Origin of the sequence: Rhodoluna sp. (assembly GCF_049276775.1) — a bacterium.
GTDB lineage: Bacteria > Actinomycetota > Actinomycetes > Actinomycetales > Microbacteriaceae > Rhodoluna.
In genome coordinates this window covers 1-22,883 of record NZ_JBASXC010000001.1, presented here as the reverse complement: position 1 = coordinate 22,883, position 22,883 = coordinate 1, and the positions used below count along the sequence as shown (strand labels likewise).

Here is a 22,883-nt window from a genome sequence, read left to right as displayed (position 1 = left end):
TGCGCTGGTATGTGGTCAAAAAAAGTATCTCACATAAGAAATTGAAGGTCGGATGCCCCATGGGGACACCCGACCTTCAATACTGTTATTAGCTGTTAGCCCTTGGGCTTGATGCTGCCGTCAATGATTCCGGCCTCTAGCTCAGCAAGCTTGGCGGCTAGACCAGAGCTTACCTTCGAAGAGAAGTCGGTGAACGGTGAGATTGCAACACCCTTGTTTGCCAAGGTTCCGATGTATGGAGTTGCGTTGAACGCACCGCCATCAACCAGTGACTTGATTACATCAAATGTCGCGATGGCCATTCTCTTCTCGATTGAGGTAAGAATGTACTTCGCTAGATCTGGGTTCTGAGCTGCGATGTCAACGTCAACACCAAGCATTGCTGCGTCTGGGTTTAGTTCGTCAATTGCAGACTGAACGGCTGTGAACTGGTTTCCTCCAACAGGAAGAACTACGTCAGCACCGCCGGTGATCTGAGTCTTTGCAATTGCAAGTGACTCAGGGCTGTTAGGTGCGAATCCACCCATGAAGCTACCGGTGTCTGGATCCATTGGGTCCCAACCAAGAACTGTTACCTCTTGGCCGTTGTCTTCGCCCCACTGCATTGCACCGTAGTAGTAACCGGTCATGAAGTCAGTCACGGATGGGAAAGGAAGTCCTCCGTAGGTACCAATTGTCTTGGTGGTTGAAAGGTCAGCTGCTGCGTATCCAGCTAGGAAAGCCGCCTCAGCAGTTTCGAATAGCAACGGCTTTACGTTTGTGCTTTCTGAAGTTGAGTCAACAAGAGCAAAGTTCAAAGCAGGGTTAGCTGCAGAAATCTTTGTGATTGCGTCTCCAAGTGCGAAGCCAACTCCGATGATTAGGTCACAGCCCGCGTCAACGCTTGCCTGTAGGTTTGGCTCGAAGTCTTCTGGAGTTGCAGACTCTAGAGCGCTAATTGAAATTCCAAGCTCTGATTCAGCCTGGGTCAAACCTGTGTACACAGCTTCGTTAAAGGACTTGTCGTTCCAGTTTCCTTCGTCAGATACTGCACAAGCTAGAAAATCAACTGATTCTGCTTCCGCTACTGGTGCTTCTTCCGGTGCAGCAGCACAACCGGAAAGTACTAGCGCTGAAACAGCGGCTAGTGAAAGTGCCTTTGCAGCACTTGAACGTGAAAATAGCTTCACTTAGGTTCCTCCTATTAAATACCAACCGTGTCCATCACTGTTGGCTTGCAAGGACAAGGTTACCTAACAAGAGGGGTCAAAACAGATGCGACGCCGGCTCGTTTACCAATTCGAGACATAAACGATACAAATCCCCCGAAGGTTACAAAATTTCGTCGTGTCCGGTTGCCTTTAAAGAGTCAACCAAAGCTTTAACCTTTTGGGCATTTTCTTTGTTTGTGACCAGCAAAGCATCTGGGGTGTCAACGATGATTACGTCCTCAAGACCGATGACCGCAATCATCCTCTTGGTATCGCTCACCAAAATGCCGCTCGCTGAATCGGAGAGCACCCTTGCAGATCCCAAAACCGCGAGGTTGTTTTTTCTTCCCTGGGACTGCAATTCTGCAATCGCCGCAAAATCTCCGACGTCATGCCAGCTGAATTTACCGGGCACCACGCAAACCAGCCCCGCCTCGGCAGCTGGCTCAGCGATTGAGTAATCGATCGCTACCTTTTTGAGTGTTGGCCATACCTTCTTTATTACCTGGTCTTTTTTATCGGTATCCCAAGCTGCGGCCAGCTCCAAAATTCCGGCGTGAAGTTCCGGCTCTGATTTGGCCAGCTGACGGAGTAAAAGTGCGGCGGGAGCGATAAACATTCCTGCGTTCCACAGATACTTTCCCGACTCTACGTATTTTTTTGCCCGATCAAGCTTAGGTTTTTCAACAAACTTGTCAGCCTTGAGGGCAGAAGGAGCTCCCGGGACTTCTGCTGGCTCGCCAGATTTGATGTAGCCAAAGCCCACCGAGGGTTCAGTTGGTGTAATACCTATTACTACGATCCGATCAGTGGCTGCCAGTTCAACTGCCTCGGCCACCGCCTTTTGAAAGGCCTTGTTGTCCTGAATCACGTGATCAGCCGCAAAAGAGCCAATAATCACATCGGGCTCGCGCCTTGCCAAGATGGCTGCGGCGAGCGCGATTGCCACCGTTGAATCCTTGGGGCTTGCTTCAATAACGAGGTTATTGCGCAAAAGCTTCGGAAGCTGGGCCAAAACCGCTTCCTCGTGGGCTGATCCAGTGACGATCATGGTTCGGTCTGCTTTAGCCAGCGGGGTGACTCGATCCCAGGTGTCTTGAAGGAGGGTTTGGCCGGAGCCGGTTAAGTCGTGCAAGAACTTCGGGGCAGAGGCTCTGGAGAGTGGCCAAAGTCGGCTTCCGATTCCGCCGGCGGGAATGACCGCGTGGAAGCGGTCTAGTGGTTTTCTTGGATTGGCCATAGTAGTAAAAACACTAGCCCACCGCCTTGGTGGCTTGGCGGAAAGCTGGATAGTTTCGGGGTTAGACTTTTATTACAGCCATTTCAATCCCTAGGAGGGGCTACGTGACACTTCTTTCAGCAGGGACTCTATACCGCGGAAAAGTCGGTATGTGGTCCTGGGTTTTGCACCGTATTACTGGTGTTGCCATGTTCTTTTTCCTGCTCGTGCACGTGCTCGACACGGCTCTGGTTAGGGTCAGCCCGGCAGCCTACAACGTGGTTATTGCAGCCTATAAGACCCCGATTATCGGACTTGCCGAGCTTGGGCTGGTAGCGGCAGTGGTTTATCACGGCCTAAACGGACTGCGAATTACACTGATCGATTTCTGGAGCAAAGGTGCGAAATATCAGAACCAAATGTTCTGGGTTGTTATGGCCGTCACGGTTGTACTTTTAGTTGCTTTCACCCCCCGCCACCTAATCAACGTGTTTAGTTAGGAGAGGAAGAAGATGTCAGTAGTTATTGAAGTTCCTAACTCTCCGAGGACTAAGAAACAGGCCAACTTGGAAAAGTATGGCTGGGTCTTTATGCGCATCTCGGGACCACTTCTCGTGGTTCTGATTTTTGTCCACTTGATCTCAAACCTCGTTGTTCCAGACGGCGGAATTAAGGCCATCGATTTCGCATTCGTTGCGGGTAAATGGGCTGCTCCGTTCTGGCAGTGGTGGGACCTTGCCATGCTTTGGCTTGCTCTGATCCACGGCACCAACGGTATGAGAACAGTTGTGAATGACTACACCGAAAATGTAAAGGTGCGTCAAACACTGGTTACTTCTTTATGGGCTGTTTGCACAGCGCTAATTATTTTGGGTACTCTCGTGATCTTCACCTTTGACCCATGCCCAGCCGGCGCCGCCGCAGAGCTTCTTCCATCATTTTGTCCAGCAGTTCAGTAAGGAACAGTAATTGTCTTTGAACGAACACGGAACTAAAACTCACCACCACCAGCACGATGTAGTGATTGTTGGCGCCGGTGGCGCCGGTATGCGCGCCGCCATCGAAGCTGGGCCTCACCTAAAGACAGCGGTTATCTCCAAGTTGTTCCCAACCCGCTCACACACCGGTGCAGCACAGGGAGGAATGGCAGCAGCTCTTGCAAACGTTGAAGAAGACAGCTGGGAATGGCACACCTTCGACACCGTCAAGGGCGGCGACTACCTGGTAGATCAGGACGCAGCCGAAATTCTTGCGAAGGAATCAGTTCAGGCCGTTATCGACCTAGAGAATATGGGACTTCCGTTCAACAGAACCCCGGATGGCAAGATTGACCAGCGTCGTTTCGGAGGTCACACCAGAGATCACGGTAAGGCTCCGGTTAGACGCTCCTGCTACGCAGCCGACCGCACCGGTCACATGATTTTGCAGACCCTCTATCAAACCTGCGTAAAGCTGGGCATCGAGTTCTTCAACGAGTTCTACGTTCTCGACCTTGTGATGGCCGACTACAACGGTGAAAAGCGCCCCTCGGCGGTTGTTGCCTTCGAGCTAGCCACCGGTGACATCCACGTATTCCAGGGCAAGTCGATTGTTTTTGCAACGGGCGGCTTTGGAAAGATTTACAAGACCACCTCAAATGCACACACCCTAACCGGAGACGGCGTCGGCATCATCTGGCGCAAGGGTCTTCCTCTTGAGGACATGGAGTTTTACCAGTTCCACCCAACCGGTCTTGCCGGTCTCGGCATCTTGCTTTCAGAAGCTGCCCGAGGAGAGGGAGGAATCCTTCGAAACGCATCGGGTGAAAGATTCATGGAGCGCTATGCGCCAACCATTAAGGACTTGGCTCCTCGTGACATGGTTGCTCGCGCGATGGCGAATGAGGTTCGCGAGGGAAGAGGTGCGGGACCAAACAAGGACTACGTACTTCTTGACCTAACTCACTTACCTCCTGAGGTAATCGACGCAAAGCTTCCAGACATTACTGAGTTTGCAAGAACCTACCTTGGTGTTGAGCCTTACACCGAACCGGTTCCAGTTTTCCCAACTGCTCATTACGCGATGGGTGGAATTCCAACCAACATCAAGACCGAAGTTCTCTCCGACAACGACACCGTGGTTCGCGGCTTGTTTGCTGCTGGCGAGTGCGCCTGTGTTTCAGTTCACGGAGCTAACCGCTTGGGAACCAACTCACTACTGGACATAAACGTCTTTGGTAAAAGAGCTGGCAAGTACGCGGTTGACTACGCAAGAGAAGCGGACTTCGTTCCGGTTCCAGAAGACGCCATCAGTGAAGTTGAGAAGCTACTCGCGATTGCAAGAAACGCAACGGGAACCGAAAAGGTTGCTGTTTTGCGTAAAGAACTTCAGGACACCATGGACAAAAACGCTCAGGTGTACCGCACCGAGGAGTCTTTGAACGAGGCCCTGGACAAGATCGCCGAACTTCGGGTTCGCTACCAGAACATTCAGGTGCAGGACCGCGGCAAGAGATTCAACACCGATCTCCTAGAGGCAATCGAACTTGGTTTCTTGTTTGACCTATCTGAGGTTTTGGTAATGACCGCGCGTGAGAGAAGAGAATCACGTGGTGGACACTTCCGTGAGGACTACGAGACAAGAAACGACGAAGACTTCATGGTTCACTCCATGGCCTACAAGCTAGACAAGACCCCGGAAAAGCCCGGAGAAGACATTCGTGTTGACTGGAAGCCAGTCACCGTGACCAACTACCCAGCGATGGAGCGTAAGTACTAATGGTTGATGACGTAAAGGTAATTGCCGAAGTTCCCAGCTTTACCGTGACCCTGATGGTTCGTCGCTACGACCCAGAGATTAGCGAAGAAGTGAAGTGGGTTGACTACGAGGTTACGGTTTATGGAACCGACCGTGTGCTTGATGCCCTTCACAAGATCAAGTGGGAAATCGATGGTTCCCTTACCTTCCGCAGGTCCTGCGCTCACGGTGTTTGTGGTTCTGACGCCATGCGCATCAACGGAAGAAACCGTCTTGCCTGCAAGACCCTGATCAAGGATCTAGACATCACCCAGCCGATCTACGTTGAGCCAATCAAGGGTCTTGCCGTTGAGAAGGACTTGGTAGTAGACATGGAGCCTTTCTACAAGGCCTACCGCGACATCAACCCGTTCTTGATTGCAAGCGACAAGCCGGAAAAAGAGCGCCTGCAGTCCCCTGAAGATCGCGCACGCTTTGACGACACTACCAAGTGCATCTTGTGTGCAGCTTGCACCACCAGCTGCCCGGTGTTCTGGACCGACGGACAGTACTTCGGTCCCGCTGCAATTGTGAACGCCCACCGCTTCATCTTTGACTCACGCGACGAAGGTGCCGAAGTGAGACTTGATATCTTGAACGATAAAGAAGGCGTGTGGCGTTGCCGCACCACCTTCAACTGCACTGAGGCCTGCCCTCGCGGTATCCAAGTCACCAAGGCAATTGCTGAAGTTAAGCAGGCGATTCTAAAAGGTCGGGCCTAATGATTAGCCGCCGCGGAGTAATCGCCTCGGCAGTTGGTGTTTCGGCAGTTGCAGCCCTAGCCGCTTGCACACCTGAGGTCACAAACTTAGGGACGACGCCAGAACCTTCGGCCCCAACGACTTCCGCTCCAGTTGCCGTAGCCAAGATCACAGATATTCCAATTGGCTCAGGTAAGAAATATGACGTTGAGGGAACTCCTATTTTGATAACCCAGCCTCGCGTTGGAGAGTTTAGGGGCTTTAGTGCAATCTGCACCCACGCCGGTTTCGTTATGAACAACATGGCTAACTCAGAGATAAAGTGTGACAACCACGGGGCTGTTTATAGTGCTGACGATGGTTCGGTTCTTTCGGGCCCCGCTCCAAGAGCACTAGGCAAAGTAGAGGTCACAGTTGACGGCGACGATATCTTGGTGAGCTTTTAGTGCCGGATAACTCTGGCATCGAGATTGCTTCAATAAACGTAAACGGCATAAGAGCCGCTTTTCGAAACGGCATGGGCGACTGGCTCAAAAAATCCACTTCAAATATTCTTGCCCTTCAGGAAGTTAGAGCAAGCTACCAAGATTTAGCTGATCTTTTCGAGGCTCACGGTGGTCTTGCCGAGACCGGAGGTAAGTGGCACATTCTTCACGACGAGGCATCGGCCAAGGGTCGAGCCGGCGTTGCGCTGGTGAGCCTTATCCCTTCGGTTTCCTCAAATACCAAACTGGGTGCGAGTGATTTTGATTCAGCGGGTAGGTGGTTAGAGGGTGTCTACCGGATAGGTAAGAAAGAAATCACCGTCGTTAGTTGCTACGTGCACTCCGGAGAAGTTAATACTCCAAAACAAATAGAGAAGTACAAATTTTTGGGAGCGATGCAGTCCCGGATGGCCAAGCTTCAAAGGACCCAGGAGCTTGCGCTGGTGGTGGGAGACCTAAACGTCGGTCACACGGAGCTGGATATTAAAAACTGGAAAGGCAATCTTAAGAACGCAGGGTTTTTGCCAGAGGAGCGGGCGTACTTCGACACCTTCATGAATAAACAGGGTTGGGTCGACGTAGGTCGCACCTCGCACCCCAATGTTGCAGGTCCATACACCTGGTATTCCTTCAGAGGTAAGGCCTTCGATACCGATGCTGGATGGCGAATCGACTACCACTTGGCAACTCCAGCACTTGCAAAGACGGCCTCTAAGTACAAAGTACACAAGGCAAAAAGCTATGACTCGCGCTGGAGCGACCATTCTCCGGTGACTGTGGTTTACGCTATCTAGTGTGAGCGAGCAAAAACCAAATCTCCTAAGCGGTATGCAGCCTTCGGCTGATTCGCTTCACTTGGGAAACTATCTTGGAGCCTTAACCAACTGGGTCAAGATGCAAGAAGAGTTCAACGCCTATTACATGATTGCCGACCTGCACGCCATAACAGTCCCCCAAGATCCAAAGGTGCTTCGAGACAACACCAGAAGAACCGCAGCTCAGTATCTGGCTGCCGGCATCGACCCAGAAAAATCTGCTCTGTTTATTCAGTCGCAGTCCCCGGCCCACGCTCAACTTGCTTGGGTACTGAATTGCATCACCGGTTTTGGCGAAGCCTCGCGCATGACTCAGTTCAAAGACAAGTCACAAAAAGCAGGGTCTGACACCGCCTCGGTTGGATTATTTACCTACCCGGTGCTGCAGGCAGCCGACATTCTCTTGTACCAAGCCAAGAAGGTTCCGGTGGGTGAGGATCAGAAGCAGCACCTTGAGCTAACTCGTGATTTGGCAATGAGGTTTAATACCCGCTTCGGTCAAACCTTCACCGTCCCTGAAGCTCACATCCTGAAAGAAACCGCAAAGATTTTTGACCTTCAAAACCCTTCGGCCAAGATGTCTAAATCAAATGAGCCAAAGGGCACGATTAACATCATGGACGAGTCAACCGTGACAGCCAAAAAGATTAAGTCGGCAGTCACCGATGCAGATGGTGAGATTCGCTTCGATTCCGAAAACAAGGCCGGAGTTTCAAACCTGCTCGGCATTTACTCGGCGGTTTCCGGGACAAGCATTGAGGCTTTGGTTTCCGAATATTCCGGGAAGGGCTACGGGGACCTAAAGTCAGCTGTCGCGGAAGCCGTTTTGTCAGTCATTGAACCAATTCGCGAAAGGGCTAGCCAGCTGCTCTCGGACGAAAGCGAGCTGGACCGATTACTCGGACTTGGGGCTAGCCGCGCGAGTGCTCTGGCGGAGCAAACTTTGGCAGATGTTTACGAGAAAATCGGCTTTATTCCTAGTAAATAGCTGAGAGCCAAGGAAATAGTAAAGCGCGTACCTTGGTTATCTGTAAAGATAGATAAAGAAACAACGTTCTTCGGGGTCAGTGAAAATCTGAGCCGGCGGTATAGCCCGCGACCCGATTCAAGCGTCCTAGATGCTTTTTTCGGTTGATTTGGTGAAATTCCAGAGCCGACGGTTAAAGTCCGGATGGGAGAAGAACTTAGGGCTAGTCCTTGGCAATATTTTGCCAACTGGATTAGCTCTAGTTTGACTTCCCCGCCCCCCGCAAGTTCGTCCACCGAACAACGACGAGGATCCAGGGCATCATGGGACAACTAACAGTTCAAGACGCGATGAATCGCGCACTTGAGCTTGCCCTTTTAGGTCCCGCTCAGGGAATTAACCCACAAGTAGGTGCCGTAATTTTGAACGCCCAGGGCGAGCTAATTGGCGAAGGTTTTCACAACGGGTCGGGTACCGCTCACGCGGAGGTTATCGCTCTCGAACAAGCACTCGCTGGCAAGCAGATTCTCGACAAGGGTGCAACGGCGGTTGTAACCCTCGAGCCTTGCAACCACACCGGAAAGACCGGTCCCTGCGCCAGGGCCTTGATCGACGCGGGTGTTTCTAAAGTTGTCTTTGCATCCACCGACCCCGGAGAAGATTCAAGCGGTGGAGCACAAACTTTGTCTGAGGCAGGCGTCGAAGTTGAGCCCGGTGTTCTAGAAGAGCAGGCAAATCACCAACTTCGGGTATGGCTAACCTTTGCGAAAACCAAGCGCCCCTTCGTGACACTAAAGTGGGCCAGCAGTTTGGACGGACGCGCAGCGGCCGAGGATGGATCAAGCAAGTGGATCAGCGGCTCAGAATCTCGAGCCGATGCCCACAGAAGAAGATCAGAGGTAGATGCAATTCTGGTTGGAACCGGAACCGCAATGATTGATGACCCAGAACTCACTGCCAGAAAACCAGATGGAACTCTCTATGATAATCAGCCGGTCCGTGTTGTGCTCGGAGAACGAGAGCTACCTTCTTCACTCCGGGTGTTTAATTCGGATGCAGAGACCCTTACCTTAAGAACCCAGTCAATTCACGGTGCTATGGATGAGCTCTTTGAAAGAGGTATCAAGCACGTGATGGTTGAGGGCGGCCCGACCCTAGCCAGTCGCTTCGTTCAGCTTGATCTGGTGGATGAGTTCTTGGTTTACCTAGCGCCCAAACTATTGGGTGGCGAGAAATTATCAATCGGTTCAATCGATGTTCCGTCGATTGACAAAGCGAAGCAGCTTGAGTTTTTTGAAATCAAGCAACTGGGAGAAGACCTTCTTCTGGTTGCAAGGCAGAAGGCGAGAAAATAATGTTCACCGGAATTATTGAAGAGCTTGGAACTGTTGCGGGAATTGAAACCTTTCCCGACAGCATCAGGCTACAAATTAAGGGCGACCTTGTGTCCTCTGACCTATCCCAGGGTGAGTCAATTTCTGTGAACGGAGTATGCCTAACCGCAGCTGAGCTAACGTCGGACGGCTTTATCGCCGACGTGATGCTCGAAACGCTTAACCGATCAAGCCTTAGCGGCATCGAGCAGGGTGACCGGGTGAACCTGGAACGAGCAATGAGTGGCACCGGAAGATTCGGCGGTCACGTGGTTCAGGGGCACGTCGACGGCGTAGCTGAAATTATTTCCCGAGAGCCAAGTGAAAATTGGGAAGTTGTTAAGGTGAAGATTCCGTCGAATTTATCAAAGTACGTGGTCCACAAGGGATCAATCACCTTTGATGGGGTCTCACTAACCGTAAACGACATCACCGGTGACACCATCTCTTTGAGTTTGATCCCCGAAACCCTGAGGCTTACAACCCTAGGAAGTAAAAAAGTTGGCGACAAGCTCAACGTCGAGGCAGATATTCTGGCGAAACACATTGAAAAACTAATCGAAGCAAGGAGTCAGGTATGAAGCTGGCAACCGTAGTTGAGGCACTGGAGGCTTTAAGGGCTGGAAAGCCAGTTTTCGTGGTTGACAGCAGAAACCGTGAGAACGAGGGCGATGCCATAATGGCCGCGCAGTTTGCTACTCCCGAGTGGATAGCCTGGATGGTCAAGCACACCTCCGGTTTCTTGTGCGCTCCGATGGCCGAATCTTTAGCCAACCGCCTCGAGCTTCCGCTGATGACAAACAACAACCAGGATCGATACCGCACCCAGTACACGGTGTCGGTTGACGCCGCCCACGGCGTGACAACCGGAATCAGCGCGGCTGACCGCGCTGCAACCCTGAGAGTTCTTGCGGATCCTGATTCAATCCCGGCCCACCTTATTCGCCCGGGCCACGTTATTCCACTCCGCGCTCACCCCGACGGTGTTTTTGGAAGACCCGGCCACACCGAGGCCACCGTTGATTTACTAAAGCTTGCAGGACTTATTCCAGTGGGTGTAATCGCCGAGATGGTTTCTGGAAATGGCGAAATGATGCGACTACCTGAGCTAGTAGAGGTGGGTCAGAGAGAAAATCTTCCGGTGATTAGCATCGAGCAAATCTTTGACTACCGCGAGGTTGCGGAAGCGATTCCAAGCGATGACAGCGTGGAGCGTATTCGATTTGAAGCTGAGGCCATGATGCCCTCAACCCACGGAACCTTCAAGCTTCGCGGCTACTACGACACCAGAACCACGGCTGAGCACGTGGCTATCATGTCCGGTAATCCAACCGGAGAAAACGTTCTGGTTCGGATGCACAGCGAATGCATAACCGGAGAGGCTTTTGGGTCCAAAAAGTGTGAGTGCGGTCCACAGCTGGACTACGCTCTTGACGCAATCGCTAACGACCCCGAAGGCGGAGTGGTGATTTACCTACGCGGCCAAGAGGGCCGAGGAATTGGGCTACTAAATAAGCTCAAGGCATACGCACTGCAGGACACCGGTATGGATACGGTGGAGGCGAATTTAGCTCTCGGACTTCCAAGCGAAGCTCGAGAGTATGGAGCCGCTGTATCAATCCTTAGGGATCTGGGAATCAAGACGGTTCGCCTTATGAGCAATAACCCAGCCAAGATTGACGCACTTGAAATGGCCGGCATCTTGGTCACCGAGTATGTTCCGATTATCGTCGGCCAAGAAGATGAGAACGCCGGCTACCTAGAAACCAAGAGAGACAAGATGGGGCACATCTTGCCGGAGGCAGCAAAAAATGAGCACTAGCGGGGCACCGAAACTAGCCATTGACGCCAGCGGCCTAAAGATCACCATCGTCGCAGCAAGTTGGCACACCGTCATCACCGACGGTTTACTTGCCGGTGCCGGGAGGGCACTCAAAGCCGCTGGCAACTCAGACTACAAAGTGGTGCGAGTGCCGGGCGCTTTCGAACTTCCGCTGGCCGCGCAACTTGCAATCCAAAATGGTGCCGAAGTTGTGATTGCTCTGGGGGTTGTAATTCAGGGAGACACACCTCACTTTGATTACGTCTGCGAAGCAGCAACTGAAGGGCTTACCAGGGTACAACTGGATACTTCGGTTCCGATTGGTTTTGGATTACTCACAGTTTCAAACGAACAACAGGGTCTAGATCGCGCAGGTCTTGAAGGATCTAAGGAAGATAAGGGCGCTGAGGCCGTTGAGGCAGCGGTATTGATGAAGCGGTTATCCTTTTAGTAGTTAGACAAAAGGAGAAATACCATGTTGGAACTTGCCGGAATCATCAAAAGCTTCCTAGTTGTATTGCACCTAGTTGGAATGGCCGCCCTGTTGGGTGGCTTCCTGGTTCAAATCAAAGCCCTAAAGGCAAAGACCGCAGAGATTCTTCCGGCCATGGTGCATGGAGCCTGGACTGCTCTCCTGACAGGAATCTTGCTGGTTGGAGTTCGGGAGTGGGAACTTGCGATGGGCGGCGGCAACGACCTAGATCACAGCAAGATTGCCATCAAGTCGGTAATCGCTCTAATTGTTGTGATTCTCGTGATGCTAAAGCGCAAGCAGAAGCCAGTATCCGGGTCAGTGCTTGGAACTATTGGTGGCCTAACCTTCTTGAACGTAGTTCTTGCAGTCTTCTGGTAAGAAACAATCTCCCGAGCGGGGCCGATGTTCACTTGTTAGCCTTGACTCATGCCGTCTGAAACCCTCGATTCGCCAAGGCTTGGTAACACCCGGGTCACTGGAAAAGAGCAGTTTTATACGCCTCAAGAACTAGCTATTGAACTAGTTGCAGCTGTTGAAAAAACCCTTGGTCCACTAAAGGGCCGAACCATCTTGGAACCGGCCGGCGGCACCGGATCGTTCATCGAGGCCGTTAGAAATTCGGGTGCCACAAAGGTATTGAGTTTCGACATTGAGCCGCTCCACCCTGAGGTTTCCAAGGGGAGTTTTCTCGAACAAGAAATTGACGACGATTCGGTTGTTACGATTTCCAATCCGCCGTTTGGTCGAAACAACGCCCTCAGCGTTCCTTTCTTTAACCACGCGGCAAGCTTCAGTGAAGCAATTTGTTTCATTGTCCCAAGGTCCTGGAGGAAGTGGTCGGTGACCAACCGGTTGGATATGAACTTCGAACTCGAGCTGGATATCAACCTGGACATCGACTACGTCGATGCCGATGGAGAATTGATCTCCACTAAGAATCGGCTGGCAACCTGCTTTCAAATATGGAGAAGGACCAAAACCCCGAGAAGGCCGATTCGCATCAAGGAAATGGGGATAGTTGAAAAAGTATCCCCCGCTGAGGCTGATGTATCGCTCACAATCTTTGGCTACGGCTGCGGTAAACTGAAGACAGAATTTCGACCGGTTGCAAACACCACCCAGATGTTTCTAAAGCTGGTTCATCCAGAAGCTTTGGCGGCCTTGAAGAAAGTCGATTACTCAAAGTTTTACAGGAACACCGCATACACCGAGGCTCTTTCTCTCCAGGAGATCAATTACCTCCTAAATGAAGAAATCTTTGGCGACCCGATGATGGAAAGTAGCAGCTCATGAGCATGGCCCACAGAGGAAGAACCCTCGCGCCCAAGGACACCGGTCCGAAGGCAAAATTCAGCCAGCTAACTCCATATCTGCTTGAGCATAAGGGCGCACTTGGAGTTGCCGTGTTTCTCTCCTTGATTGGCGCGGTGGTGAGCCTTGCTCAACCGCTGGTTGTCGGTCAAATAATCACCTCAGTGCAAGAAGGCCAAGACGTCGGTCAGCTGGCTGGAATCCTTGTGGTTATTATCTTTGCCGCCGGAGTCGCCAGCGGATTTATGTACTACGTATTGGCCAAGGCCGGCGAGGGAGTTGTCCTATCAGCCAGAAATAAGTTGGCTGTTCGGCTGCTAAAGCTGCCAATTTTGGAATATGACCTCAGAAGAACTGGTGATCTGGTCTCCCGAGTTGGTTCAGACACCACTTTGTTGCGGGCTGTTCTAACCCAGGGTCTAATTGATGCCGCCGGAGGCGTCCTTATTTTTGTCGGGGCAATCATCGCGATGGCCTTTATCGATCCTTTCCTTTTATTTTTGACCCTGGCGATGATTTCAGTTGCGGTTATCTCAATCGTCATCTCGGCACGCCAGATTCGCTCCGCAACCACCAAGGCGCAGCAAAGAGTTGGCGATATGGCAGCTTCTGTTGAGAGGGCACTTTCGGCGGTAAGAACAATTCGCGCGGCACGTGCGGAGTCCCGTGAGACCGAGAGCATAAATCACGACGCCAAAGAGGCTTACGTTCAGGGTGTGAAGATTGCCAAGATCAACGCCCTGATATCTCCGATTGCGGGCATCGCCTCCAACTCGGCATTTATCGTTGTGTTGGGCGTTGGTGGTTTCAGAGTCGCAGCTGGAGAAACTTCGGTAGCGGACCTAGTCACTTTTATATTGCTGATGTTTTTGATGATCAGGCCACTGGGTCAAGCATTCGGAGCTTATAGCTCGGTGATGAGCGCCCTGGGTGCTTTAGCGAGAATCGAAGAAATTCTTGTGTTGCCGCTTGAGGAAACCGCCAAAGAGTCAGCCCAGACCGCCAAGCCGAAGAGAACTCAAAACTCAATCGAATTCAAGAAAGTGAGCTTCGGTTATCCATCAACCGAAGATCACCGCGATGGCAAACCGGTTCTTAGCCAGGTCAGCTTCAAAATAAAAAAGGGTGACCGAGTGGCACTCGTTGGTCCATCTGGAGCAGGAAAGTCCACCATCTTGTCACTAATTGAAAGATTCTACGAACCAGACTCTGGAGAAATTTTGCTCGAGGGTGTTCCGGTTCGGGAGCTTTCTAGAGACGCCCTCAGGTCTCAAATTGGCTACGTAGAGCAAGATGCTCCGGTACTTGCGGGCTCCATCAGAGACAATCTGTTGATTGGCTCCCCCAACGCCACCGACGCGCAGCTCAAAGCTGTACTGGGTGAAGTAAACCTCACTGAGGTTCTAAAGCGCGACAAAAGAGGTCTTGACGCTGAGGTGGGCGAAGCGGGAATCATGTTATCCGGAGGAGAGCGCCAGCGATTGGCTATAGCCAGAGCGCTTCTTGCGGCTCCCCCGATTCTGCTGCTGGACGAATCGACCTCGGCACTGGATGGCCTAAACGAACAGCGCATGCGAGAGGCAATTGATGCCGTGGCTCAAGGTCGGACCATGATCGTGATTGCTCACCGCCTATCCACGGTGGTCGATAGCGATCAGATCATAGTTTTGGACCACGGGCAGGTAATTGGTACCGGCACCCACAGCCAGCTGGTGAAATCTACGCCTTTGTATAAGCAACTAGCCAAGCACCAGCTGCTGGTATAAAGAATTTGGCCCATATCTTCGGGCTAGGCTGAATGATATGAGCTACCCACTTCTTGAAGTTCTCGGCAATCCACTAGAGCGAGAAACCGCTCTCGCACTCGATGAAGCGGATGAGCTTGCGTCATTCCGACAGGAATTCTTCATCAAGGATGAAAACCTCTGCTACCTAGATGGAAACTCCCTCGGTCGGCTTCCTAAAAAAACCATCGAGTCGGTGAATCACTTTCTCACCGAGGAGTGGGGAACAGAACTAGTTGATGGTTGGAGTCACTGGATAGACGAAGCTCAGCCGGCAGGAGACTTACTTGGCCGGGCAACTCTCGGAGCAGCGGCCGGTCAGGTTTTAGTTTGTGACACCACCAGTGTTAACTTTTACCAGCTCTGCGTTGCAGCACTCAAGGCAAGACCGGGTAGAAACACAATAATCATAGATTCGGCTAATTTCCCAACCGACAGGTTTATCCTGCAGGGTATCGCCGAACAGTTCGGGCTAAACCTAATAACTCTCGACACCGATGGCTCAGGCGGTCCGGGGTCTGTGAAGGTAAATACGGAGAATGAACTTGTCACCGCTGAACTATTGGCGCCGTTTCTAAGCCAAGACGTGGCCCTGGTAACTATTCAGGTGGTGAACTACAGATCTGGATCGAGGCAAAACATAAAAGCCATAACCGATTTGGTTCGCTCTTTCGGAGGCTTGGTGGTTTGGGATGCCTCACACGCCGGTGGTTCAGTAGAGCTTGATTTTGACGCCAACGGTGTTGACCTAGCGGTTGGCTGCACCTATAAGTACGGCAACTCGGGACCCGGTTCACCCGCCTGGCTCTATGTCCGAAAGGAGTTTCAGGACCGGCTAAACGTTCCGATTCAGGGGTGGTTTGCTCAGGACGATCAGTTCACCATGGGTCCATTCTTTGAGAGAAACCTTGGGATACGCGGCTTCCAGATAGCCAGCCCCTCAATCATGGGGATCCGAGCTGTTCAAACAAGCTACGAAATGATTGAGCGAGCCGGAATTGCCAGGATTGCCAAGAAAGCTGCAATCGGCACCGAGTTGATGATTGCCCTATTTGACGCGTGGCTAGCCCCGCTTGGCTTCGAGCTTTTGACCCCCAGAGACCCGAGCCAACGCGGAGGTCACATCACTGTAAGTCACCCTGAGGCTAAGAGAATTGCAGCGGCCTTGCGAGAGTTTGTCCAGGTGATTCCTGACTACCGGAAGCCAAACACCATTCGCCTAGCTATCTCCCCGCTTCCTACTAGCTACACCGAGGTGTTCGATGGCTTCACTCGAATCAGAGACTCAGTCGAGCGTAAGGATTATGAAAAAATCAAAGATAGCGGAAACCGGGTCACCTAAATGAACAACGAGCACGACAAAGCAGTCACTTACACCAGCTACCTAAAAGTTGATGAGCTACTTCAACTCCAAGAGCCTCTTTCTGATGGTCCCGAACACGACGAGCTTTTGTTTATAACCATCCATCAGGTCTATGAGCTTTGGTTTAAGCAGATGCTTCACGAGTGTGAAGCGCTGCAGGTTGCTCTCGAGGATGGCAACAGCCACCGTTCCCTTTCTCTGCTGGGCCGAATTAGAACCATTATGAAAACTTGCGTTGCTCAACTGGATATTCTAGAAACCATGACCCCGCTTCAGTTCAACTCCTTCCGCGGAAGGCTAAGCTCCGCATCCGGTTTTCAATCGGCTCAATTCAGACAGCTTGAAGCGGTCCTTGGAAGAAGAGATCAGGCAGGAGCAGACGCAACGCCCGGAACCGGAATGGCGATGGCTTCTCACCTAGTGCCGGGATCTTCCGCCAGGGAAAAAGTTGAAGCCGCAATGGCAAGAGCCAGTTTGTATGACTCTGCCCTGAAGTATTTCTCCTATCGCGGTCACGCTATTCCGAAAGAAGTTTTGGAACGCGATGTAACGGTCGGTTATGAACCAAACGAAAAAGTTCAAGATGCACTGCTGGATGCGCACCGCAATGATCCCGAGGCCAACATGGTCGGAGAGGCCCTGGTTGATTTAGACGAAGGTCTGCAGGAGTGGCGCTATCGGCACGTAAAGATGGTCGAGCGAACCATCGGAGCCAAGATTGGTTCTGGCGGCTCCTCCGGGGTGGGATATCTTTCAAGCACCCTATTTAGGCCGATATTTGCTGACCTTTGGGCTATACGCTCGAGGTTCTAAAAACTGGCTCTATCAACCACGTTTTTGACCAGCATCGCGCGGGTCATAGGCCCAACCCCACCGGGGTTTGGGGACAGATAGCCGGCAACGGCTGCTACTCCCGGGTCAATATCTCCCACCAGCTGAGCCTGGCCACTTGATTCAATTCTCGTTATTCCAACATCTAGAACTACTGCCCCCGGCTTGACCCAATCGGTCTTCACGAAGTGTGGGACACCAACTGCCGCCACCACGATATCGGCTCGACGAACCGACCCCGGTATGTCTTTACTCCCCGAATGAAGCAAAGTTGCCGTGGCATCAATTCCTCTTCTGGTTAGAAGCAAACCCAGTGGTCGACCAACCGTGATGCCTCTTCCGATCACGGCAACTTCTTTACCTGCGATTTCGATGTCGTAGCGACGAAGTAATTCAATGATTCCCGATGGGGTGCAGGGAAGTGGTGAGTTCATCTCACCCGAGACATTCAAAACAAGTTTTCCAAGATTTATTGGGTGCAGGCCATCGGCATCTTTGTCTGGGTCCATAGCTTCTAGGAGCTCGTTAGTGTCGACTCCCAGTGGAAGTGGGAGCTGGACAATGTATCCGGTGACCTCGGGTGACTCGTTTAATTCACGCACTGCACTAAATATGTCGGCCTTTGATGCACTGCCGGGCAAATCAATTCGAATGGAGCTTACGCCAACCTCGGCACAGTCGCGGTGCTTACCAGAAACGTAGGAGTGTGAGCCGGGGTCATCGCCAACGAGTAAGGTTCCAAGCCCGGGAGTTATCCCTGATTTTTTTAGCTTGGCTACGCGCTCGGAAAGTTCTAACTTGATGGCTTTAGCAGTTGCACGGCCATCAAGAATGATCGCGTTCAAGAACTACCAGTTCTCCAGACCCGAGTAAAGCGGGAACTGGTCGGTTAGCTTTCGAACTCTCGCCTGTAGGGCAGGAACATCCGGGTTGGACATTAGAACCTGGGCAATGATTTCTGCGACCTCGGTGAACTCGGTTGCTCCAAAGCCCCGGGTTGCCAGTGCCGGCGTACCGATGCGAACACCGGAGGTCACCATAGGAGGTCGTGGGTCGTTAGGGACTGAGTTTCGGTTTACGGTAATTCCAACCTCGTGAAGCAGGTTCTCAGTTGTAATTCCATCAATTGGGGAGTTTCGAAGGTCAACCAGAACCAGGTGAACATCAGTTCCTCCGGTCAAAATAGACACCCCGTTCGCCTTTACATCCGGGGCAACTAGGCGCTCTGCGATGATTCTGGCTCCCTCTATGGTGCGCTCTTGACGCTCTCTGAACTCTTCGCTCATGGCAGCCTTGAAGGCCACTGCCTTAGCCGCGATCACGTGCATGAGTGGTCCACCCTGCTGACCCGGGAAAACGCCCGAGTCAACTTTCTTGGCAAGCTCGGCCTTGGAAAGAATCAAACCTGATCTTGGCCCACCCAAGGTTTTGTGAACGGTTGTCGAAACGACGTCTGCGTATGGAACAGGAGATGGGTGAACACCGGCAGCAACCAGTCCGGAGAAGTGAGCCATGTCTACCCATAGCTTTGCTCCAACTTCATCAGCGATTGATCTGAAGGCTGCAAAATCTAAGTGGCGGGAATACGCAGACCAACCTGCGATTAGAACAGCGGGCTTGGTTTCGATTGCGCGAGAACGAACAATGTCCATGTCAATTAGGTTTGTGTCGGGGTGTAGCTCGTAAGCGTGAGCGTCATACATCTGTCCCGAGAAGTTCAGTCTCATTCCGTGGGTCAAGTGTCCACCGTGAGCTAGGTCAAGTCCAAGTATTCGATCTCCGGGTTTTGCAATCGCCATCATCAAAGCTGCGTTTGCTGTTGCACCAGAATGCGGCTGTACGTTGGCGTGCTCCGCTCCAAAAAGTTCCTTGGCACGATCGCGAGCTAGGTTCTCTGCAATGTCAACTGTCTCGCAACCACCGTAGTATCGCTTGCCCGGATATCCTTCGGCGTACTTATTGGTGAGGACAGATCCCTGAGCTTCGAGAATTCCGCGAGAAACAAAGTTCTCCGAGGCAATCATTTCTAGAGTGTGACGCTGACGGTTCAATTCCTGATCTAGAACCGCGGCGATTTCAGGATCAGTTTCGCTAAGGGGCTTGTTAAAACTGGAGGAAAGTTTTGTCTCTAACATTCGGGGCTCCTTAAAGGTCTCTAGTACTTGAGGATGGCCCAGGCGCACGACCAAGTGTCTCTTCGCTCCCCGATGGAATCCCATCTAGTAGCGCCAGTTGCGATATTTCGAGCCTATCAGCCCTCTAAACCCCTGACTTTCAACACGTTGGGGATTCTGTAATCGCAAATACCAGTAGAAGCTAAAATGATTTTAGAAGACAGAAACCTGCCGAAAACGACCTAATTTACGAAATGGCTGAAACACCGGTAGCGATGCTCATTGGGGCGGGCATGATTGCGCTTGGAACCCTGGTGGCTGTGTGGATAGCAATAAGCATCGCTCGTCAGAACCGTAAAGACCGCTCCTTCCCAGAATAAGCTAGGAAGTCTTATGTCTAAGACTGACCTGACCCACTGGGTCCTGACCCTCGTTTGCAAAGACCGTCCGGGAATCGTTCACGCCATTTCGGGCGCAATTGTCGAGGCATCGGGAAACATCACTGAGTCCCACCAGTTCACCTCGGAGGACACCGGCCGCTTTTTCATGAGGCTCCAGATTGAGTCCCCCGCCTCCCGCGAGCAGCTAGAGAAACAAATATCTCCAGTGGTAGGAGAGTTTGGCATGGAGTGGGAACTAGATGTGGTCGGTCGAAAGATGAAGACACTGGTTTTGGCTTCAAAAGCTGCACACTGCCTCAATGATTTGCTCTTTAGACAGCGCTCCGGTCAACTTCCTATTTTGGTCCCAAGAGTTATGGCCAATCACGATTCACTTGGCGAATTAGCAACCTTCTACGGAATCGGATTTGAATCTCACAAGATTGATTCAGCTGCGGACAAGGAACAGTTTGAAAACGAGCTCAGAAAATTAATTCAATCCGAACAGATCGAATTGATTGTTTTGGCTAGGTTCATGCAAATTCTTAGCCCGGAGTTTTGTGAAGAGTTTGCCGGCAAGATCATCAACATCCACCACTCCTTCCTTCCCGGATTTAAGGGAGCTGATCCCTACGCCCAGGCACACACTCGTGGAGTAAAACTAATTGGTGCCACCGCTCACTTTGTGACAAGCGACCTAGACGAGGGACCAATCATCGAACAAAATGTTGTTCGAGTAGAACACGGCGATTCCAGAAATCACCTGCTCGCTATCGGACAAGACGTCGAGTCCAAGACGCTTAGCCAAGCGGTCCGTTGGTTCGCGGAGCGCCGAGTGCTTCTCGATGGTGCCAGAACTATTATCTTCAGCTAGATAAGACTCCTGGGATTCCTCGCCTGGAAATAACCAACCCCGCCCCCAGGGCAAATAAACCAATCGCCAAAAGCCCAAAGATTAGGCCGTTCGAACCGTCCCCAGGCTGGAAGCTCGCCGCCGGAATAGTCACCGTTTGACCTGCCTGCGGGAGCGAACTGGCCGGAGGGCTGGTGAAAATACCAGGGGCGAAGAGCTCTTCATCGAATCCGTTCCCCGATGGCTCCCCCTGCGGGCTAGCCTCTTGTGACGGATTGGCCTCAGCAGGCTCATTGGAATTAACCGCTACCTGCTCGCCAACTAAAGGCTCGGGTTGCTCAACTACACCGAAAGGTGAGGCCGGCTCTTCTCTCAACACCTCTTGGGCTGGAGCCGGAGCGATCTCCTGAAATACCTCTTGCTCGGGCTCGTTTGCTGCCGGTTCACCCGGTTGTTCAGTCGGGGCTGGTTCCAAAACCAGCTCATCAACTGGCTCCGGTTCTGGTTCAGCTGGGTCAGGCGTTGGCGGTTCTGGAATTGCGGCGAAAAAATTCGTGGCAAGGATTGAAGAAGGCCCCGAGTTACCGCTTTCGTCAGAAACTGAAAGTGCCTTGATGCTGAGAGTGAAGTTGCTTGGCTCGCAGCCTTCGGTTGTCAGTTGCCATGCGGTTGCGGTGATCTGACTAAGGCCTATGAGACTGCAGCTTTGACCATCCGCGTTGAATTCAATGTCTGTCAGCTCAAAGCCAAAAATCTCTTCTGTAAATTCCAGAGCTGCGCCAGCAAGACTTACCTCGCCCCAGGTTGCCGAGGGCGCCAGTGTGTCAATCAAAACTTTCTCCGAACTAATTTTCTCAATTGGGCCCGATACCTCAGAACTGGAAACCGAATCAGCTTTTATCCCAATCGAAACTTCACCGTCAGCGCATTCGGTTAGAAGAACCCGGTGGCTTTCCTCGGCGCCTGAGAGTGTAAGGACACCGCAGGTCCCGGCGCTGTGAACAACTTCTAAATCCGACTCGTCGAAACCGGTCACGGCTTTATCAAACTCAACTTGAAAGCTCACCTGGTTTCCAGATACCACCGAGGAGATTGAGCTGACCATCGGAGCTAACTGGTAGCGGAGAATTACCTGGCCGGACCCTGGCCATATGCCCTGGGAGTGAACCACATTTGAAATAAGTGCTTGATCGGTATAGGAAGATCCGCCACCTCCGCCGCCGGCGTCGGTGCAGCAGGGGTCGGTGTCTGAACCTCCTCCGCCGCCCCCGAAGTAGCCGCCGCCACCACCACCTCCGCCATAAAGCTCGCTGGAACCCCCGGTTCCACCAACCCCGAGGTTGCCATCGAGTCCGGCGCTTCCGCTTCCATTGGCTGCACCCCCGATGCCTCCCGAGTCTTGAGAACCACCGCTACCACCGAACCCCTGAGCGGTTCGACCGTTTAGGGCCACCAAGCCGCCTCCCGAACCTCCACCGGAACCAAGTCCCGCACCTCTGGCACCGCCACCACCAGCGACCACAATTCTGGAAGAAGGATCTAGCCCGGTTCGGATATCCGATGCTCCTCCGCCGGATCCCTCCATGTCGGACCCCGACCCTGCGGTGCCTCCTCCGTTGAAGCCACCTGGCGCACTGGCGCCACTTCCTCCTGCTCCCCCAACAAAGACGTACAGCACATCGGGTATTTGCGTTAGGGTTCCGGTGACCTGTCCTCCGCCACCGCCACTTTTTCCACCCTGGGCACCCGAGACTTCAAAGGTTAGGTTCTTGGCGTTTCGCGGAGGCAAGAATGTCTCCATCTGACCGCTAAAACTAAAGGTCACCGCGCACTCATCCCCCATGCAGTTTTCGACCACGCTGGCCGAGGCCGCAACGGGAGAAAGGAACCCGAAGGATAGGGCTAGAACTGAAACTAGGGGAAGGCGATTTTTAGCGGACCATTTATTCATGGCGCAAATGTAAAACCCCTGACCGATTATCGGTCAGGGGTTTTACACAGTGTGAATTACTTCAGGCGCGCTGTTAAATTCTCTGCTAGTGACGCCATGAACTCTTCGGTTGTTTGATAGGCCTGTCCGCCGCCAACGAGCGAAGAAAGATCCTTGGTCATCTTGCCCGACTCAACGGTCTTGATAACAACGTCTTCCAGGGTCTCGGCAAAGCTTGCAACCTCAGGTGTTCCATCCAACTTGGCGCGGTGCATAAGTGCGCGGGTCCAGGCGTAGATCGAAGCAATTGGGTTGGTTGAGGTTTTCCTACCGGCCTGGTGCTCACGGTAGTGACGAGTCACCGTTCCGTGCGCTGCCTCCGCCAGTGCAGTTTTGCCATCCGGGGTAGTTAGCACCGAGGTCATAAGGCCCAGCGAGCCAAAGCCCTGAGCTACGGTGTCTGACTGAACGTCGCCGTCGTAGTTCTTGCAGGCC

At 52.4% G+C, this 22,883-nt stretch carries 24 protein-coding genes and 2 riboswitches; of the genes, 18 read left to right on the top strand and 6 right to left on the bottom strand.

The window, feature by feature from the left end; all coding sequences use genetic code 11:
• Window positions 1-95: 95 nt before the first annotated feature.
• Window positions 96-1,169 carry a BMP family lipoprotein gene (locus WAO31_RS00120; RefSeq protein WP_509588817.1) on the bottom strand — a complete coding sequence of 358 codons (1,074 nt, stop codon included), beginning with the start codon at window positions 1,167-1,169 and terminating at the stop codon, window positions 96-98.
• Between the two features lie 142 nt (window positions 1,170-1,311).
• Entirely contained in the window at window positions 1,312-2,430 is a 1,119-nt protein-coding gene (locus WAO31_RS00115; RefSeq protein ID WP_509588815.1) for a mannose-1-phosphate guanylyltransferase, read from the bottom strand.
• Between the two features lie 104 nt (window positions 2,431-2,534).
• On the opposite strand from WAO31_RS00115, the gene sdhC reads away from it, so the two are divergent.
• From sdhC to WAO31_RS00035, 16 genes are all read left to right on the top strand, one after another.
• Window positions 2,535-2,909: a succinate dehydrogenase, cytochrome b556 subunit gene (gene sdhC, locus WAO31_RS00110; RefSeq protein ID WP_509588813.1), complete on the top strand. Its 375-nt coding sequence runs from the start codon at window positions 2,535-2,537 to the stop codon at window positions 2,907-2,909.
• 12 nt (window positions 2,910-2,921) lie between these two features.
• Entirely contained in the window at window positions 2,922-3,368 is a 447-nt protein-coding gene (locus WAO31_RS00105) for a succinate dehydrogenase hydrophobic membrane anchor subunit (RefSeq protein ID WP_509588811.1), read from the top strand.
• Between the two features lie 10 nt (window positions 3,369-3,378).
• Window positions 3,379-5,166 carry a succinate dehydrogenase flavoprotein subunit gene (gene sdhA, locus WAO31_RS00100; RefSeq protein ID WP_509588809.1) on the top strand — a complete coding sequence of 596 codons (1,788 nt, stop codon included), beginning with the start codon at window positions 3,379-3,381 and terminating at the stop codon, window positions 5,164-5,166.
• Window positions 5,166-5,906 (top strand): succinate dehydrogenase iron-sulfur subunit, encoded by a 741-nt coding sequence (locus tag WAO31_RS00095; protein WP_509588807.1) that lies wholly within the window; start codon window positions 5,166-5,168, stop codon window positions 5,904-5,906. The genes sdhA and WAO31_RS00095 overlap by 1 nt, the downstream gene beginning before the upstream one ends.
• Window positions 5,906-6,331 (top strand): Rieske (2Fe-2S) protein, encoded by a 426-nt coding sequence (locus WAO31_RS00090; protein ID WP_509588805.1) that lies wholly within the window; start codon window positions 5,906-5,908, stop codon window positions 6,329-6,331. The genes WAO31_RS00095 and WAO31_RS00090 overlap by 1 nt, the downstream gene beginning before the upstream one ends.
• Window positions 6,331-7,164 carry an exodeoxyribonuclease III gene (locus tag WAO31_RS00085; RefSeq protein WP_509588803.1) on the top strand — a complete coding sequence of 278 codons (834 nt, stop codon included), beginning with the start codon at window positions 6,331-6,333 and terminating at the stop codon, window positions 7,162-7,164. Before WAO31_RS00090 ends, WAO31_RS00085 begins: the two co-directional genes overlap by 1 nt.
• 1 nt (window position 7,165) lies before the next feature.
• On the top strand, window positions 7,166-8,173 hold the full coding sequence (trpS, locus tag WAO31_RS00080; protein WP_509588801.1) for a tryptophan--tRNA ligase: 1,008 nt from the start codon (window positions 7,166-7,168) through the stop codon (window positions 8,171-8,173).
• A 62-nt stretch (window positions 8,174-8,235) separates the two neighbouring features.
• Window positions 8,236-8,372: riboswitch (FMN riboswitch) on the top strand.
• Between the two features lie 103 nt (window positions 8,373-8,475).
• Window positions 8,476-9,507: a bifunctional diaminohydroxyphosphoribosylaminopyrimidine deaminase/5-amino-6-(5-phosphoribosylamino)uracil reductase RibD gene (gene ribD, locus WAO31_RS00075; protein WP_509588799.1), complete on the top strand. Its 1,032-nt coding sequence runs from the start codon at window positions 8,476-8,478 to the stop codon at window positions 9,505-9,507.
• Complete coding sequence (locus tag WAO31_RS00070) at window positions 9,507-10,106, top strand: riboflavin synthase (protein WP_509588797.1); 600 nt, start codon at window positions 9,507-9,509, stop codon at window positions 10,104-10,106. The genes ribD and WAO31_RS00070 overlap by 1 nt, the downstream gene beginning before the upstream one ends.
• The gene (gene ribA / locus WAO31_RS00065; protein WP_509588795.1) at window positions 10,103-11,347 is read left to right on the top strand and encodes a GTP cyclohydrolase II; all 1,245 of its coding nucleotides are present in this window, start codon (window positions 10,103-10,105) and stop codon (window positions 11,345-11,347) included. The genes WAO31_RS00070 and ribA overlap by 4 nt, the downstream gene beginning before the upstream one ends.
• Entirely contained in the window at window positions 11,337-11,798 is a 462-nt protein-coding gene (gene ribH / locus WAO31_RS00060) for a 6,7-dimethyl-8-ribityllumazine synthase (RefSeq protein ID WP_509588793.1), read from the top strand. The genes ribA and ribH overlap by 11 nt, the downstream gene beginning before the upstream one ends.
• Window positions 11,799-11,822: 24 nt before the next feature.
• Complete coding sequence (locus WAO31_RS00055; RefSeq protein ID WP_509588791.1) at window positions 11,823-12,200, top strand: hypothetical protein; 378 nt, start codon at window positions 11,823-11,825, stop codon at window positions 12,198-12,200.
• A gap of 48 nt (window positions 12,201-12,248) precedes the next feature.
• Complete coding sequence (locus WAO31_RS00050) at window positions 12,249-13,115, top strand: hypothetical protein (RefSeq protein WP_509588789.1); 867 nt, start codon at window positions 12,249-12,251, stop codon at window positions 13,113-13,115.
• A complete protein-coding gene (locus tag WAO31_RS00045; protein ID WP_509588787.1) occupies window positions 13,112-14,899 on the top strand; it encodes an ABC transporter ATP-binding protein in 1,788 nt (595 codons plus the stop codon). The genes WAO31_RS00050 and WAO31_RS00045 overlap by 4 nt, the downstream gene beginning before the upstream one ends.
• Before the next feature lie 37 nt (window positions 14,900-14,936).
• Entirely contained in the window at window positions 14,937-16,259 is a 1,323-nt protein-coding gene (locus WAO31_RS00040) for a kynureninase (RefSeq protein WP_509588785.1), read from the top strand.
• Window positions 16,260-17,093, top strand: coding sequence for a tryptophan 2,3-dioxygenase (locus tag WAO31_RS00035; RefSeq protein ID WP_509588783.1), 834 nt, complete (start codon window positions 16,260-16,262; stop codon window positions 17,091-17,093).
• Here the strand turns inward: WAO31_RS00035 and WAO31_RS00030 are convergent.
• Both WAO31_RS00030 and glyA read right to left on the bottom strand, forming a co-directional pair.
• On the bottom strand, window positions 17,090-17,956 hold the full coding sequence (locus tag WAO31_RS00030) for a bifunctional methylenetetrahydrofolate dehydrogenase/methenyltetrahydrofolate cyclohydrolase (RefSeq protein WP_509588781.1): 867 nt from the start codon (window positions 17,954-17,956) through the stop codon (window positions 17,090-17,092). The two genes, WAO31_RS00035 and WAO31_RS00030, sit on opposite strands and share 4 nt — an antisense overlap.
• A 3-nt stretch (window positions 17,957-17,959) precedes the next feature.
• Window positions 17,960-19,246, bottom strand: coding sequence for a serine hydroxymethyltransferase (gene glyA, locus WAO31_RS00025; protein ID WP_509588779.1), 1,287 nt, complete (start codon window positions 19,244-19,246; stop codon window positions 17,960-17,962).
• Window positions 19,247-19,275: 29 nt separating this feature from the next.
• Window positions 19,276-19,357: riboswitch (ZMP/ZTP riboswitch) on the bottom strand.
• Between the two features lie 122 nt (window positions 19,358-19,479).
• Between glyA and WAO31_RS00020 the strand changes: the two genes are divergently transcribed.
• Together WAO31_RS00020 and purU are read left to right on the top strand one after the other, a co-directional pair.
• Window positions 19,480-19,605 (top strand): hypothetical protein, encoded by a 126-nt coding sequence (locus tag WAO31_RS00020; protein ID WP_509588777.1) that lies wholly within the window; start codon window positions 19,480-19,482, stop codon window positions 19,603-19,605.
• Between the two features lie 13 nt (window positions 19,606-19,618).
• Complete coding sequence (purU, locus tag WAO31_RS00015; protein WP_509588775.1) at window positions 19,619-20,479, top strand: formyltetrahydrofolate deformylase; 861 nt, start codon at window positions 19,619-19,621, stop codon at window positions 20,477-20,479.
• Here purU and WAO31_RS00010 read toward each other — a convergent pair.
• The gene (locus WAO31_RS00010) at window positions 20,472-22,409 is read right to left on the bottom strand and encodes a glycine-rich protein (protein WP_509588773.1); all 1,938 of its coding nucleotides are present in this window, start codon (window positions 22,407-22,409) and stop codon (window positions 20,472-20,474) included. The two genes, purU and WAO31_RS00010, sit on opposite strands and share 8 nt — an antisense overlap.
• Window positions 22,410-22,465: 56 nt before the next feature.
• Window positions 22,466-22,883, bottom strand: a 418-nt coding sequence (locus tag WAO31_RS00005; RefSeq protein ID WP_509588771.1) for an isocitrate/isopropylmalate family dehydrogenase, incomplete at its 5' end; no start/stop codon positions are given.

Bases quoted from the DNA above. Each gene is read 5' to 3' on its own strand.
- WAO31_RS00115 (WP_509588815.1), bottom strand. From the start codon at position 2,430: ATGGCCAATCCAAGAAAACCACTAGACCGCTTCCACGCGGTCATTCCC.
- WAO31_RS00105 (WP_509588811.1), top strand. From the start codon at position 2,922: ATGTCAGTAGTTATTGAAGTTCCTAACTCTCCGAGGACTAAGAAACAG.
- WAO31_RS00095 (WP_509588807.1), top strand. From the start codon at position 5,166: ATGGTTGATGACGTAAAGGTAATTGCCGAAGTTCCCAGCTTTACCGTG.
- WAO31_RS00090 (WP_509588805.1), top strand. From the start codon at position 5,906: ATGATTAGCCGCCGCGGAGTAATCGCCTCGGCAGTTGGTGTTTCGGCA.
- ribD (WP_509588799.1), top strand. From the start codon at position 8,476: ATGGGACAACTAACAGTTCAAGACGCGATGAATCGCGCACTTGAGCTT.
- WAO31_RS00070 (WP_509588797.1), top strand. From the start codon at position 9,507: ATGTTCACCGGAATTATTGAAGAGCTTGGAACTGTTGCGGGAATTGAA.
- ribA (WP_509588795.1), top strand. From the start codon at position 10,103: ATGAAGCTGGCAACCGTAGTTGAGGCACTGGAGGCTTTAAGGGCTGGA.
- ribH (WP_509588793.1), top strand. From the start codon at position 11,337: ATGAGCACTAGCGGGGCACCGAAACTAGCCATTGACGCCAGCGGCCTA.
- WAO31_RS00055 (WP_509588791.1), top strand. From the start codon at position 11,823: ATGTTGGAACTTGCCGGAATCATCAAAAGCTTCCTAGTTGTATTGCAC.
- WAO31_RS00050 (WP_509588789.1), top strand. From the start codon at position 12,249: ATGCCGTCTGAAACCCTCGATTCGCCAAGGCTTGGTAACACCCGGGTC.
- WAO31_RS00045 (WP_509588787.1), top strand. From the start codon at position 13,112: ATGAGCATGGCCCACAGAGGAAGAACCCTCGCGCCCAAGGACACCGGT.
- WAO31_RS00040 (WP_509588785.1), top strand. From the start codon at position 14,937: ATGAGCTACCCACTTCTTGAAGTTCTCGGCAATCCACTAGAGCGAGAA.
- WAO31_RS00035 (WP_509588783.1), top strand. From the start codon at position 16,260: ATGAACAACGAGCACGACAAAGCAGTCACTTACACCAGCTACCTAAAA.
- glyA (WP_509588779.1), bottom strand. From the start codon at position 19,246: ATGTTAGAGACAAAACTTTCCTCCAGTTTTAACAAGCCCCTTAGCGAA.
- WAO31_RS00020 (WP_509588777.1), top strand. From the start codon at position 19,480: ATGGCTGAAACACCGGTAGCGATGCTCATTGGGGCGGGCATGATTGCG.
- purU (WP_509588775.1), top strand. From the start codon at position 19,619: ATGTCTAAGACTGACCTGACCCACTGGGTCCTGACCCTCGTTTGCAAA.
- WAO31_RS00010 (WP_509588773.1), bottom strand. From the start codon at position 22,409: ATGAATAAATGGTCCGCTAAAAATCGCCTTCCCCTAGTTTCAGTTCTA.